Genomic DNA, 13275 nt, shown 5'->3' with positions numbered 1-13275 from the left:
GGAAACGCGGATGCTGTGGCTTTTTCTGCCCTTCGTGGTCATTCTTTCCGGCGTGGTGGCCTACGCCGCCGACACCATCGCCAAGAAGGTGGGGCGCAAGCACATCCGCTGGTTCGGTATGCGGCCCAAGACCACCGCGCTGCTGGTGGCGGTGCTGTCGGGCATGGGCATCAGCGCGGCCAGCCTGGCGGCGTTTCTGGGCCTGAACCGCAATGCCGTGAACACCATCGCGCAGGCCGACCAGCTCAGGCCCCAGATCGAGGCGCTGCGCCGCGAAGTGGGGGCGGTACAAAAGGAACTGAAAGCCGTGCAGCAGGAGCGCGACCGTGCCCGCGAGGACGCCCTGAAACTGGCCGGTGAGCGCAGCGAGGCGATGAACACCCTGAAGGCCGCGCAAACCTCGCTGGACACCGCGCAGCAGGATCTGGGGCAGGCCCGCCAGACGCAGCAGGCGCTGGAAAAGCAGCAGACGGCGCTGGAGGGCCGCATCCAGAACCTCACGGCCCTGCAAAAAACCCTGGAGAAAAAAGCGCAGGCCGCCCAGCAGCAGGTCAGAGCGGCGGAAGCGGCACTGCGCGCCAGCCAGGAGCGGGCGCAGACCCTCAAAGATCAGTTGCTGACCTTGCAGACCAGCAGTGCGCAGGCCATTCTGGAAGGGCAGCGTGCCCAGCAGCGCAGCGCAGAAGCACAGCAGCGCAGTGAGGCCGCCCAGCGCCGCAGCGAGGAGGCGCAGGCCCGGGCCGAACGGGCCTCGCGTGAGGCGCAGGCCACCGTGAAGCAAGCACAGGCGCAGGCCGCGCAGGCCAGAGCCGACGCGGAACGTGCCCAGGCTCAGGCCCGCTCGGCCCGCCAGATCGCGCAGAGCCAGATCGCGCAACTGAACAGCCAGCTGGGGCAACTGCGCCAGGCTTCGCAGAACGCGCAGGCGGCGCGGGATCAGGCGCTGGCCGCGCGTGACGCCGCGAGCGCCGCCCGGGACGCGGCCGTGAACGCCCGGCAGCAGGCGCTGGCTCAGCAGACGGCGGCGCAGCAGGAGCGTGACCGGTTGATCGGGCAGCGCGACCAGCTGGTCAAGCAGCGCGACGCGGCCATGCGCGAACGCGACCAGGTACAGGGCAGCCTGGCGAATCTGAAAAAACAGCAGGTGCAGCTCCAGGCCCGCAACGCCGAGATCGCCCGCCAGCTGGACAGCGCCCGCACAACACTGGCGCAGCTGCGTGACGACTACACCACCGCCCGCGCCGAACTGAACGTCACCCGCAACGCCGAGCTGGCTTACCAGAAAAACGACCTCGTGTACGCCGCGCTGGTGCCCAGTGTCCGCAATCTGGGCACCTTTCTGGATTTCGCGGATCAGGCTGCCAGGGCGCACGGCTCACGCGGCAACGATCAGGGCGGCGCGGCGCGCCTGAACAGCGCCAGCCGCACGGCCCTGGAAACGAAACTGCGCGGCCTGAACACCAGCAGTTTCGTGCTGTGCCGCGCCACCCAGAACAGCGCCGTGGGCTTTCCGGTGGACCTCACCTGCGACGCCCGCGCCAACAACGTCCTGTACCGCGCCGGGCAGGCCATCCGCTCGGGAGCGGTCACGGTCGACGGCAAGACCACCCAGGCGCAGATCACCGACATCGTGCAGGACGCCGTGCTGGAGCTGACGGCCAGGGGCGTGCCCAGCGATTACATCAACAACCAGGGCCTGGACGTGGCGCAGTTCGCCAGCCTGCTGTCGCAGCTCAGTGGCCGCAGCGGCAAGGTCACGCTGAAGGTGGCCGCGCGCGACGACGTGAAACCGGCCAGCCGCGTCGACCTGTATGCCGAGCTTCAGTAGAGGCGCCGTCGACAGCGAAGCGCGCGCAAGCATGACCTTCAGATGAGCCTGGGGGGCTTTTTCACTCATTTGCATCGCCTAGAATGCCGGACATGAGTCAAAGAAGCATTTCTGGCCGCAGGCCGCGGGGGCGAGCGGGAGCGCCGGCGCTGGTCTTGCTGGGGGTTCTGGGCCTGAGCGCCTGCGGTTCGGGCACGACCGACGGCACCGGCAGTGTGCGCACCGACGCCCTGACCTTCGAGAACACCAGCGTGCCGGTGGCTTACGTGGGTGAGGACTTCAAGGCGAACATGCTGGTGTCCGGCGGCGTGGGGCCTTACGCGTACCGGGTGGCTTCGGGCAGTCTGCCGCCGGGCGTGACCTTCTCGGGCGGGGTGCTGTCGGGCAAGCCCACGCAAGCGGGAACCTACGCCTTCACGCTGGAAGCCAGTGACGCCAACCTCAGCAACAAGGTCGCCCGTTACACCCTGAACGTGAACGAGTTGCCGCCGCTGTCGCTGGAGCCCATGCTGCCGCCCGGCGAGATTCGCGGCGAGACGCGCATTCCGGTCGTGGTGAAGGCCCCGCGCGCGGTGCGGGCCGCGCGGTTCACCTGGGATCTGGGCAAGGACGTGCAGGTCACGCGCGTGCAGGCGGCCGACACCAGCAGCCCGGTGTTCTGGCGCCAGGAAGGCAGCGTCCTGAACGTCGACCTGGGTTTCAAGGCGGTGCCGCGCTCGGGGACGCGGGTGGCGCTGGTCACGGTGAAACCGCTGAAGCCGGGCACCATCTCGGCCTCCAATTTCTGGTACGAGTCGCGTGACGGCGCGGGCAAGGTGCTGGGCGAGAAGAAACGCCCACCCGCCGCGCCCGCTGCCCTGCCAGCTGCGGCGCCCGCGGGGACGACTCCCGCAAGCGGGACACCCACCACCGACAAAACCACCCTGCCTGGCACGCCGCCGGCCAGTGGTACTTCTACAGATACCTCGACCGGCAGCGAGAAGACGCCTGCTCCGGTCACTTCGCCCACGCCGACTCCGCCGGCCAGCCCCGCTCCGACCCCGCCGCAGGGGCAACCGTGAAGCGGGCCACCTTTCCTTTACTGAGTCTCCTGGTTCCGGGCGTCCTGGCGCTGGGCGCGGCTGCCCCGCTGGCGCTGAGCGTGCCGCTGACGCTGGCACAACAGGCCCAGAAGGCCGAGGTGATCGTGCGGGCGGTGCCGGGCCAGCCCAAGAGCGTCAAGGCCGGAGACGTGAATTACCTGGCCTACCCGCTGGAAGTCAAGGAGACGATTGCTGGTGACGTCAAAAGCCTGCCCCAGCAGGACGGCAAACCAGCCCTGTTGCTGCTAGACGGCCTGGAAGACGCACCGAAAATCACGCTGGGCCAGGAAATGTTCCTGCTGCTGTACACCGCGAGGCTCGACAGCCCGGTGGTGGGCGTGAATCAGGGCGCCTACGGAGTGCAAAACGGCAAGGTCGAGGTGAAGGTGGACGCCCTGAAGGCCGACACCGCGACCATTACCGAACCGGCCAAACTGACCGAGGCCATTCGCGCCGCGCGGGGGAACAAATGAAGCGCGGCGGACGGCGCCGGGCCGCCCTGCTGGGGCTGGCGCTGCTGGCCTCGGCGCAACTGGGCTGGGGTCAGGCGGCGGGCATCAAGGTGCGCCCGCAGGGGGACGCGCTGGTGAAGGCCGTGCAGACTGCCATCGCGCAGCTCGCTACGAAGGACGTGCCGATGACCCTGGACGCGTCCTCTGGCCCCACCATCACCGTGGGGGGGGTGGGTGTCAGTGCCGCGCCCTTCAACCCCGACGAGATCGCGCGGGTGGTGCTGGTCGGTGCCGAGCGCCGCATCGAGATCAATCCGCAGGGGCCGCTGCCACTGGCGGAGGCCGTGAAGCAGGTCTTGATGGCCGAACTGAAGTTGAAGGAGTGGACGCCGGCAGCGGCCCAGCAGCGCTTCGGCGGCGCTGACCTGAACGGCGACGGCGTGACCGACCTGAGCGACCTGGCCATCCTGATGGCGAACTTCGGCACCACCACCGGCGCCGCCGGCGACCTCAACCAGGACCGCAAAGTGGACGACGCCGACCTGCGGCTGTTCAGTGCGCTGTACAGCAAGGCCATCGCCCAACCCCAACCGGCGCCCGCCCCGGCCGCTCCCCCAGCCACCAGCCCGGCCAGTGGCGGTTCTACCCCGGCTCCGGCCACCGCGACGCCAGCCACCACGACGCCGGCCACGACAACCCCGGCCGCGGGCACTCCGGCGACCCCCGGCACGGAGGGGACGAGCACGGACGGCACCAAGCCGCCGGCTGCTCCGACCTCACCGGCTGCTCCTGTTGCTCCTTTACCCACACCACCCGCACCGCCCCCCAGCAATCCCTGAATGCCTGCTTCTTCGTGCTGCGCCCGCCTGGATGGCTGGGCGCCGCTTTCCTTTTGGTTCCCCCGCCTTGACCGGGCCGGCCCCTGCTACGCTGTGCGGCATGACACGCCCCCCCCTGCCGCACCCGGACGAGCCGACCATCGACCTTCAGGACTTCCTGAAACTCAGCGGGCTGGTCGAGACGGGCGGCGAGGCGAAATTCCGTATTCAGGGCGGCGAGGTGAAGCTTAACGGCGTGGTCGAGACGCGCCGGCGCAAGAAACTGCGCAGCGGGGACGTCGTGGAATACCTGGGCGAACGCCTCCCAGTGCAGTTATAAAAGGGGTGTAGTTATGACTCATATCGCAGCCATGAAGGGAGCGCAGCTATGACGGGCAGCGCGGCCCTGCTGGAACACCGCCGGCGCAAGGACGAGTACTTCCGCTCCGGGCGTGGCCCGCTGCGCGGCGCGGCGCTGGCGCACTTCACGGGCCTGGCCTACTACCCCGAAGCACCGGAATGGCGTTTGAGCCTGGAACTGCATCCCGCTGTGCAGCCCACAGGGGGCGTGGCGGAGTTCACGTTGGAAACGAACAGTGGCGAGACGCGTTTCATGGAGTTGATCGGCACCGTCGGCCTTCCCCTGCCCGGCGGCGGGACGCATGCCCTTCAGGTGTTCGGGCCTCTGGGAGACGATTCCCGCCGCAGCGTGTTTCTGCCCTTTCGTGACCTGACCAGCGGCCCGGAGACCTACGGCGCGGGCCGGTACGTGGACGCGCCCCTGCGGCGTGACGAGACGACCGGCCAGGCGAAAGTCATGCTGGATTTCAACCTGGCGTACCACCCTTACTGCGCTTATGGGGACGGCTGGACGTGCCCACTGCCGCCACTGCACAACCGCCTGCCGGTAGCGGTGCGCGCCGGTGAGCGGTTGCCCTTTTGAGGGATGGAGCTATCTGGGGTGCCTTTCCCCAGAGCGCGTCATTCGCAGAACTGCTCTAACGTGCCACCACGGCGTATTTGAGGTTCGCCGGGGACACGCCTGCATCCAGCAGCGCATCCCGGCAGGCTTGCAGGGTGTACCCGGTGGTCAGCACGTCGTCGACCAGCAGCAGGGTACCGGGCGGCACGACCCGCGTCACCTGAAACGCCCCGGTGAGGTGCTGGCGCTGGGCGGCGTGCCGTCTGGACTGGGCAGCGGTGTAGCGCGTCCGTGACAGCAGCGGCAGGCAGGGCACCTGAAGTTCTGCGGCAATGCTGCGGGCCAGCAGTTCGGCCTGGTTGTAACCGCGTTCACGCTCCCGGCGCGGGTGCAGCGGCACTGGAACAACGGCCCGCACCTGCCACCCGGCGGGAACGCCCTGGGCCAGGGCCAGCCCGAGCGGCCCGGCCAGGTCGCGCACGCCCGAGAACTTCAGGGCGCGCACCGAGCGGCGCAGCACCGCGTCGTAGCGCCCCAGTGTGACCAGGTGCGGGGTAATGTCGGGAGTCAGCACCGAGTGCCGTTCCAGGTGTGGGCGCAGGCCGGCGCAGCAGCGGACGCACAGGCCGGTTTCGCGGCCCAGTTGCTGGCCGCAGCCGGGGCAGGCGCGCGGCAGCAGTGGGCGCAGCCAGTTCAGCCCCCTTTTCAGCACCTGCGCCTCACGAGTGGAAGGGCCAAATCACGGGAATGATCAGCATAGACACCAGGAAGGTCACGACGGTCAGGCCGGTGCCGACCTTCACGAAATCAAGGAACGAGTAACGACCGGGGCCGTACACCAGCATGCACGACGGTTCCAGCGGCGTAATAAAAGAGTTGCTGGCCGCCATGGTAATGCCGATCACGAAGGGGCGCGGGTCGTACCCCAGGGTCTTGGCGGTGCCGATGGCCAGCGGCAGCATCACCAGCGCAGCGGCCTGGTTGCTCATGGGCTGCGTCAGGGCGACGGTGACCACGAAGAGGGCCGCCAGCAGGCCCAGCGGCCCCAGCGGCGCGAGCAGGTGGCTGATGCTGCCGGTCAGGACTCTGGCCGCGCCGGTGTCCTCGAAGGCCGTGCCGAAGGCCAACATGCAGGCGACCAGCACGATCACGGGCCACTCGATGCTGCCGTAGGCTTCCTCCGGCGTAATCATGCGCGTGGCCAGACTCAGCGCCACAGCCACCACCGCTGCCACCGCCAGCGGCACCACCCCCAGCGCCCCCAGGGCGAGGGCACCCAGGAAAAACAGCAGCGCCAGGGGGGCCTTTTTCAGGTCGGTGCGGCGCTCGGTCAGGTCGCCCAGCACCGCCAGGTGCTCGCCCAGGTTCTGGGTGCGTTCGGTGGAACCCTGCACCAGCAGCACGTCTCCCACCTGAATGCGCAGTCTGGCCAGGCGTTCCAGCGTGCGCGAGCGGCGGTGCAGCGCCAACACACTGCAGCCGTAACGTTCACGGAAGCGCGCTTCTTTCAGGGTGTGGCCCAGCAGCTCGGAGCCGGGCATCACGACCACCTCGACCAGACGGACATCGCCGGGGCGGGCGGTTCCTTCCTCCTGCAACTTCTGTTCGCTGCGGCTGAACACGCCCAGTTGCCCGGTGCCGGCCAGGATGCGTTCGGTGGGACCTTCCACCGCCAGCGTGTCTCCTTCCTGAAGCCGGAAGTCGGCGGGCGGGCCGTAGGTGGTGCCATCGCCGCGCCGCACGGCGATCACGGTCAGGCCGTGGTCGCGTCCCAGATTCGTTTCGCGCAGGGTCTGCCCCACCAGTGGGCTACCGGGCGCCACCGTCAGGTCAGCCAGGTACGCCCGCAGGGTTTCCTCCAGGTGTGCGTCCCGCGCCGGCAGCAACCTGGGCGCAATGAAAAACAGGTACAGCAGCCCGATCAAGGCGGTGGGCAGCCCCACCCACGCCAGTTCGAAGAAGCCCAGGGGCTTCAGGCCGGTGGCGGGCAGGGCGCCGGACACCACCAGGTTGGTGGTCGTGCCCACCAGTGTCATGGTGCCCCCCAGGATGCTGGAAAACGCCAGTGGCATCAGCACGCGGCTGGCTGGCAGGCCCGCTTTGCGCGACAGGCCGGCCATAACCGGCAGGAACACGGCGGTGGTGGCGGTGTTGCTGGTAAAGGCGCTGACGCCCGCCACCGCGCCCAGCATGCCGCGCAGCATGGCGGTGGCGTTCCTGGCGCGGCGGGCCAGGGTGGAACCGATCCACTCGATCACGCCCGCCCGGAGCAGCACGCGCGTCAGCACGAACAGGCTGGCCAGCGTCAGCACCGTGTCGCTGCCGAACCCCGCGAAAGCCTCTTTGGGCTTCAGCAGCCCGAACAGCAGCAGGGCGCCCAGCAGCAGCAGCGCCGTGACATCCACGGGCAACCACTCGGTAGCGAAGAGGACGAGGGCCAGCACAAAAAGAATCAGCAGAATGGTCACGGGCGTCATGTCGTCCTCCGGTGGACGCCTGATTGTAGTGACTGCCCAGGCAGCCGATCAGGCCCGTTTCAGCGCCGATCCAGGCCGTTTCTTCATCAATGCGCGTGATCAATGTGCGGGCGCCGACAGAGGGCCAGGCCGCCCAGGCGTGACCTAGGTTAGGGCACCCGCCGGTCTTGTCTTAACCGCTCCTGGCGCAGTTCTCTGAACCATACCGGTGTCGGGAAAGCACCGCTATCCGTGCCAGCTCTGCTTGGTCACAAAGCCCAGCGTCTTACAACACTTCCGGGCAAAGGCTTCAATCAGAGCTGCCGGGCACCACCCAGGTTACGGCGCGGGCGTCGTTCAGGCCGCTCACGTGCGTCTGGGGTGACCAGCTCGCCTGGTTGGTCAGGCCCAACACCACGTCGTAACTGCCCAGGGTGGTGCGGGTCAGGGCGTACATCCGCCCGTCGAGCGCGAAGCTCACATCGCGCAACTCGGTGAGGTAAGACACGTTCACGGCGGCGCTGCGCCGGCCATCCCAGAGCTTCAGGTAATCCCCACTGCCCTGGCCGTAATCGCGCCAGGCGGCCAGCAGGTTGGCGTTGCTGCCGCTGCCGGCCCACAGGCGGTCGTAACGCGTGGTGCCGAAAGCCGTCTGAACCGGGGTGGCGTCACTGCTCGGCACGCCGGTGGGCAGCAGGGGACGCACGCCCTTGTCGGTGGCGGCGTAGATAGCGCTGCCATACGCGGCCAGGTCGCGGATGCTGTCGGTGGGCTGAGGGGTACCCACGATCGCCTGGGTGGTGTCGCCGACGATTCGGGGGGCCACCAGAATGACTTCGCTGCCGCCGCCCAAGGCCGCGCGTGCCACGACCGCGGTGTCGCCCGGCCCGGCAGCCAGGCGGGTGGGCGGGGTGTCCGGGCCGGGCGCGGTCACCAGGTTGGTGGGCAGCAGCGCCGTCCAGACCAGCGTGCCGTCGACGCGGTACAGCGCCAGTTGCTGCGGGCCGTTGGGGCACTCCTGCAGCGCCAGCAGGCGGTCACGCAGGGCATTCATGGCCGCCCGCGTAAAGCACACCGGCGTGAAGGGCGGGGCCGTGAAGGACGTGGCGACCTGCAGGTTCACGTCGCGGTTTTGCACGCCCGTGCGCTGCACCAGTGCGAAATTGCGCCCGCTGTTCAGGGACTCGATGTCCACGCCGTTCTCCAGGGCGACCAGGCCCTGAAGGCCGGTCTGGCCGGTTTCGCTGCTGTTGGCGTACCCCAGGGTCTTGCCGCCGTCGGTCAGCACCAGCAGGCGCAGGTTGGGGGGCGTTTCCTCAGTGCCGGTGCAGGCGCTCAGGAGGGCCGTGCCGAGCAGGGCGGCGCTCAGGGTCGAAAAGAGCTTCATGGTTCACCTCTGGGAATTGGTGGAGGCAGCGAGTTGCCGCCGGGCGGATTTCAGTAGGTGGGGGCGTAGGGCTTGAAGGGGTAACTGTTGCTGCCGTCCAGCCGGTCGAAAATGGAGTAGGTCTGGCCGGGCAGGCCGATGGCGATGCGCAGGCGCTTGAGGCCCACGTCGTACTCGCCCTGCAGGGCCCAGCAGCAGCGGTCCCAGGTCAGGCCGAAAACCGGCGAAATGGGTTTGTCGTCCTGCCGCACGCCGCCAACGTACCGGAAGGTCTGGCGCAGGCTGGCGGTCAGGTACACGTCCGGGCGCGGCCCTTTGCCCAGGCCCACACCCACGCGCAGCGGGTCGACCACCAGGGTGTCGCTGGCCTGGTCGTTGGGGTACTCGCCGCTGCGAACGCGGCTGTAGGTGGCCTGCCCGGACACGGCGAAGCGGCCTTTTTGCCAGGCGGCGTCCAGGCTGGCCCGCGCAAGTTCGGTGCGCGGCTGATCCAGGCCCCTCAGGTTGACGCTGGCGCTGGCGGCCAGGCGCTGCCCCGGCACGGTGGTCTTGAAGGCGGCGGTCAGTTGCGGCCGGGTGAAGCCGACCCGGCGCAGGTCGTAGGGGCCGCCGTAATTGAGGTTCCAGTTGGTGGCCGACCCGGCGGGGTTCCCCACGCTGAAATTCACGGTGCCACTTTCCTTGGTCGCGGGGTCGGTCTCCAGATCCAGGCTGTGGTTGGTGTTGAAGGTGAAGCCGCGCCAGTTCACGTTGTGGTTGCCGCTGAGGTACGGGTCACGCAGGTTCAGACTCTCGCTGCCGCTCACGCTCAGTGGGTTCAAGACCGTGTCGAAGGTGGCCGAGGCACTGTAATTCACGTCCAGGTTGGTGAGGTTGCGCTCCTCACCTTGCAGGGTGCCGCCGTTCAGGCGCAGCGTCTCGGCCTGGCCCTGCAGGTCGTAGGTGCCCGACACGCTGAAATAGTTGGTGCGCGCGCCGCCGTCGGTCACGGTGGCCTTGACGGTCACGGGTTGAATGCGCGTTTGAAGGGCGTACCCGCCGCTGACTGTGAAGCTCAAGTTGGGGAACGGCCAGGCGCTGCTGCGCCTGTAATACGCCGCGCGGGCGGGTACGGCGGGCGCGGTGGGGGTGGCCAGCAGGGCCGGCGTGGCGGGTACCAGGGTCAGCTTGCCCGAGTCCGGGTCGCCCACGGTGACGCTGAAACTCCCGGAGGACAGGTTGTCGGTCGCAAAATCGTAGCTCAGGTTGTAATAGGCGCTGACGGGCTTGCGGTTCACGCTGCCGCTCACGCCGAACACCTGGGTGCGTTCCTTCTGACCGGGTTGCCGGAACCCGTCGCGGGTGTACGTGACGCTGAAGGTGGTGTCGCGCACCGGCACGGTGTCCACCCGGATGTCCAGCGGCGCACTCAGGCGCCGGGACACCACATCGAACGCGAAGGGGCTGGTGCCCTCGTACCGCAGGTAACGCTGCTCGACCGTGAAGGTGTTGCTGCCCGCCCAGCGCTGCGTGAATTTCACACCGAACTCCAGTTGCACGGTGCGCGAACCGTTGCCGTAATAACGCCCGGTAAAGGTGTTGCTGGCGGCAATTTCCGCGCCGCGCCAGAGAGGGCGCGTGTAACTCAGGGCGTGCACTTCCTCCAGGCGCGAGGTGGTGTAGTTCAGGCCCTGGAGGCTGGCGCTGCGCGATAGCGGGTTGCTGGCCGCCGTGTACTGCCCGGCGCTGAACTTGAAGTCGGCGCTGACGTCGCCCAGGCCGCCCAGCGAGACCGTGAAGGGCTTGACGTCCACGATCACCTCGGGGTGCCGCAGTTCCCTGGACAGCGCCTGCTCGGGCGGCGGGCCGAAACGGTCGTTGTAGTTCAGGCGGGCACTGAAGCGCGGGTAGTCGGCCTGCGCCGAGAAGTCCACCAGGGTCACGCCCCGGCTCTTATCCTCGGGCGGCAGACCGATGTCGCGCCGCACCACATTCAGGGCGTACTCCATGTCCTTTTCAGCCAGCATGAGCGGCACGCGGCCCTTCACGCTGAAGTTGAGGTCGAGGTCGTACCCGCTCTGGCGCTCGGGTTCGCCGTCGCTGCCCACCAGAAAGGGTTTGGGCAGCGCCAGGAAGTACAGATCGGCGCGGTCGATCAGGCGATTAGGCGCGTAGGCGTGAAGGTCGACCCCACCGCCGAAGCTGGGGCTGCGGTACTGGTAATAGCGCAGCAGCGTGGTGCCCAGGACACTGCTGCCCACCGAGAAGGGCAGATCGGCCTCGACCGTCAGGCCGTCCGGGTCACCCCGCCCCACCGCCAGGCGCGGCTGACGGGCCTGGTCGTTGAGGGGCAGCACCACCACCGGCAGGTACAGCACCGGCCGCTCGGCGATCAGCAGTTGCGCGCGGTAGGCGATCAGGCGGTCACCGGGGTACACCACCAGTTGCTGCGCCCTGAAAGCGTAATCGTTGGGCGTGCGGCCACACTTGGCGCACGGCGTGAAGTACCCGCCCTGGGCACGCAGCTGGCCCGGCACGCGCTCGACGGCCGCGCCGCGAATTTCCAGGTCGGCGTCGCTGATCAGCACGTCCTGGCCGGTCAGGGCCTCGCTGCCCAGATCGACCACCAGGTCGTTGCCTTTGAGGTCCTGGCCGTCCTTGGCGGTGTGGTAGGTGGCGTACCCCACCAGCGTCAGGGTGCGGCGGGTGCGGTTGAACTCCACGCGCTTGGCCTTGATGATGTCGTCGTCCAGGCGAATCTCGACGTTCTCGCCGGCGATGATCACGATCTCCTGGCCGTCCTGGTTGCGCAGTTCCAGGGTCTGGGCAGTGATGATCTTGACGGTGCGGGCCTGCGCGCCGCCCAGCAGCGTCAGCCCCAGCAGCGCGGCCAGCAGGGCGCGGCGGCCCCGACGGGTGGAGCGGGCCGGGCGGCCAGCACGCGGTTTCCCTGACCGCTGCTTCATTAACTGCTTCACTGAACTACTCCGGCCAGCGGGGCATGCCGATCCGCCAGCAGGTCGGTCTCAGACGGCGCAGAGGGGCACACCAGTGAAGTGGAGACCATTGAATTGGACACCAGGGGCGTAAGCAGTGGCGCGGCCTGGTGCCAAGTGGGTAGACGTTCTCCCCCGGCCAGGCGCGGCCCCGGTTTCTGCGGCGCAGCGGCCAGGGCGCTGAGCACCGTGCCGGGGTAGTAAAAGCCCAGGATATGCAGGTGATCGTAGCCTTTTTTGGCCATGCCCAGCGCCCCGTACTGCGAGAGACCCACGCCGTGACCCTGCCCGGTGCCGGACACCACCAGCGGGTTGATGCCCCTGAGGGTGGCGCGGCTGCTGCCGGCCCCCAGGGCACGAATGAATCCGCCGGCTTCCGCGCCCTGCAGTTTGAAGGTGCCGCCCGTGCCGGTAAAGGTGATTTCCTGGGGCCGGCCGGACTCCGACATCTTGCTGACCACCACGCTGGCGAGCGGGCCGACCCTGGCGCCGTAGCGCGAGGCGATCACCTGCACCTGGGCCTGCGGCACCGACAAGTCCCATTGCCCGCGTGGCCCGCCCAGCGAGAAAGGGTCGGCCTGCGCGGGCAGGTACGGCAGGCCTTTCATGTTCCACACCTCGGCGGCCGAGGCGGTATAGCCCCCGGAGTCGCTGCTGAAGTAGGTGGTGGCGGCCTTGCCGCCGAACGCCACCACCTGCCCGGCGGTCGAGCGCACAGCGGCGTCGGTGCTGGGCTTCTCGGCGGCCACGCCCCCGTACACCTGACAGCTTTCGGTGGCGCAGGTGTCGTAGGGCTGCGCCGGGTTGATGCGGGCCGCCACGTACGTCCGGGCGATGATGGCCTGCGCGGCCAGCGCCCCGGCGGGCCAGCTGGCCGGCATCTCCGAGGCCACCACACCGCGCACGTAATCGTCGACCTCCACCACGTTGATGGCCTGCACCGCGCCGGCCTGGGCCCGCAGCAGCACGCCGCCGCGGTAGCTTTTTCCGGCGATGTCCACGCGGCTGCCCGGCGCAGGCGGCAGGTACAGCGTGGCGTTGCCGGCCGGCTGACCGTTGAGGGTCAAGCCCGTGACCTGCCCCGCGCCGCTGACGCCCACCGTCCAGCTGGAGGCCGCGCTGCTGGCCGGGACACTGCTAGTCGATACCGGATTGGCCGGCGCGGCCGGGGCCGTGCTGGAGGCGCTGCCAGGGTTCACGCGGATGGTGACCTGGGGGGCCTGAGCGATCAGGACGCGCACGTTGAGGGCCTGGGCGGCGGGGAGACACGCGGCGAGGCCCGCGCCGCAGCAGAGGAAACGAAGGGGCCGTGAGACACGCATGAATGCGCCGAGTATACGAATTCACTCTGTAGA

The 13275-nt window shown here is 68.7% G+C and carries 11 protein-coding genes; 6 read left to right on the top strand and 5 right to left on the bottom strand.

Annotated elements, in window-relative coordinates:
- The first annotated feature begins 10 nt into the window (after positions 1 to 10).
- The 6 genes from E5Z01_RS02155 to E5Z01_RS02120 all read left to right on the top strand — a co-directional run bounded on the left by E5Z01_RS02155 (position 11) and on the right by E5Z01_RS02120 (position 5123).
- The gene (locus E5Z01_RS02155) at positions 11 to 1828 is read left to right on the top strand and encodes a DUF3084 domain-containing protein (RefSeq protein WP_135227859.1); all 1818 of its coding nucleotides are present in this window, start codon (positions 11 to 13) and stop codon (positions 1826 to 1828) included.
- Positions 1829 to 1920: 92 nt separating this feature from the next.
- Entirely contained in the window at positions 1921 to 2889 is a 969-nt protein-coding gene (locus E5Z01_RS02150; RefSeq protein ID WP_135227858.1) for an Ig domain-containing protein, read from the top strand.
- Positions 2886 to 3383 carry a hypothetical protein gene (locus E5Z01_RS02145; protein WP_240738136.1) on the top strand — a complete coding sequence of 166 codons (498 nt, stop codon included), beginning with the start codon at positions 2886 to 2888 and terminating at the stop codon, positions 3381 to 3383. The genes E5Z01_RS02150 and E5Z01_RS02145 overlap by 4 nt, the downstream gene beginning before the upstream one ends.
- On the top strand, positions 3380 to 4201 hold the full coding sequence (locus E5Z01_RS19370) for a hypothetical protein (RefSeq protein WP_240738135.1): 822 nt from the start codon (positions 3380 to 3382) through the stop codon (positions 4199 to 4201). The genes E5Z01_RS02145 and E5Z01_RS19370 overlap by 4 nt, the downstream gene beginning before the upstream one ends.
- 100 nt (positions 4202 to 4301) lie before the next feature.
- Positions 4302 to 4520 (top strand): RNA-binding S4 domain-containing protein, encoded by a 219-nt coding sequence (locus tag E5Z01_RS02125; protein ID WP_167757721.1) that lies wholly within the window; start codon positions 4302 to 4304, stop codon positions 4518 to 4520.
- A gap of 48 nt (positions 4521 to 4568) precedes the next feature.
- A complete protein-coding gene (locus E5Z01_RS02120) occupies positions 4569 to 5123 on the top strand; it encodes a DUF1684 domain-containing protein (protein WP_135227857.1) in 555 nt (184 codons plus the stop codon).
- Between the two features lie 55 nt (positions 5124 to 5178).
- Here the strand turns inward: E5Z01_RS02120 and E5Z01_RS02115 are convergent, their stop codons facing one another.
- The 5 genes from E5Z01_RS02115 to E5Z01_RS02095 form a co-directional block, all read right to left on the bottom strand.
- Positions 5179 to 5814, bottom strand: coding sequence for a ComF family protein (locus tag E5Z01_RS02115; protein ID WP_240738134.1), 636 nt, complete (start codon positions 5812 to 5814; stop codon positions 5179 to 5181).
- A 7-nt stretch (positions 5815 to 5821) separates the two neighbouring features.
- Positions 5822 to 7579, bottom strand: a complete 1758-nt coding sequence (locus E5Z01_RS02110; protein WP_135227856.1) for an SLC13 family permease — start codon at positions 7577 to 7579, stop codon at positions 5822 to 5824.
- Between the two features lie 289 nt (positions 7580 to 7868).
- Positions 7869 to 8945, bottom strand: coding sequence for a hypothetical protein (locus E5Z01_RS02105; protein ID WP_135227855.1), 1077 nt, complete (start codon positions 8943 to 8945; stop codon positions 7869 to 7871).
- A gap of 50 nt (positions 8946 to 8995) precedes the next feature.
- The gene (locus E5Z01_RS02100) at positions 8996 to 11902 is read right to left on the bottom strand and encodes an LPS-assembly protein LptD (protein WP_338069125.1); all 2907 of its coding nucleotides are present in this window, start codon (positions 11900 to 11902) and stop codon (positions 8996 to 8998) included.
- Positions 11899 to 13242 carry a SpoIID/LytB domain-containing protein gene (locus E5Z01_RS02095; protein ID WP_135227854.1) on the bottom strand — a complete coding sequence of 448 codons (1344 nt, stop codon included), beginning with the start codon at positions 13240 to 13242 and terminating at the stop codon, positions 11899 to 11901. The genes E5Z01_RS02100 and E5Z01_RS02095 overlap by 4 nt, the downstream gene beginning before the upstream one ends.
- Positions 13243 to 13275: the final 33 nt, after the last annotated feature.

The organism is Deinococcus fonticola (genome assembly GCF_004634215.1).
In the GTDB taxonomy this organism is placed as follows: Bacteria; Deinococcota; Deinococci; order Deinococcales; family Deinococcaceae; genus Deinococcus; species Deinococcus fonticola.
The sequence above is the reverse complement of the archived record's forward strand: the minus strand, read 5'-3'. Positions and strand labels throughout refer to the sequence as shown.

Excerpts from the sequence above, each read along its gene's own strand:
- E5Z01_RS02105 (WP_135227855.1), bottom strand. The coding sequence starts at position 8,945 with ATGAAGCTCTTTTCGACCCTGAGCGCCGCCCTGCTCGGCACGGCCCTC.
- E5Z01_RS19370 (WP_240738135.1), top strand. The coding sequence starts at position 3,380 with ATGAAGCGCGGCGGACGGCGCCGGGCCGCCCTGCTGGGGCTGGCGCTG.
- E5Z01_RS02095 (WP_135227854.1), bottom strand. The coding sequence starts at position 13,242 with ATGCGTGTCTCACGGCCCCTTCGTTTCCTCTGCTGCGGCGCGGGCCTC.
- E5Z01_RS02125 (WP_167757721.1), top strand. The coding sequence starts at position 4,302 with ATGACACGCCCCCCCCTGCCGCACCCGGACGAGCCGACCATCGACCTT.
- E5Z01_RS02155 (WP_135227859.1), top strand. The coding sequence starts at position 11 with ATGCTGTGGCTTTTTCTGCCCTTCGTGGTCATTCTTTCCGGCGTGGTG.
- E5Z01_RS02120 (WP_135227857.1), top strand. The coding sequence starts at position 4,569 with ATGACGGGCAGCGCGGCCCTGCTGGAACACCGCCGGCGCAAGGACGAG.
- E5Z01_RS02110 (WP_135227856.1), bottom strand. The coding sequence starts at position 7,579 with ATGACGCCCGTGACCATTCTGCTGATTCTTTTTGTGCTGGCCCTCGTC.
- E5Z01_RS02150 (WP_135227858.1), top strand. The coding sequence starts at position 1,921 with ATGAGTCAAAGAAGCATTTCTGGCCGCAGGCCGCGGGGGCGAGCGGGA.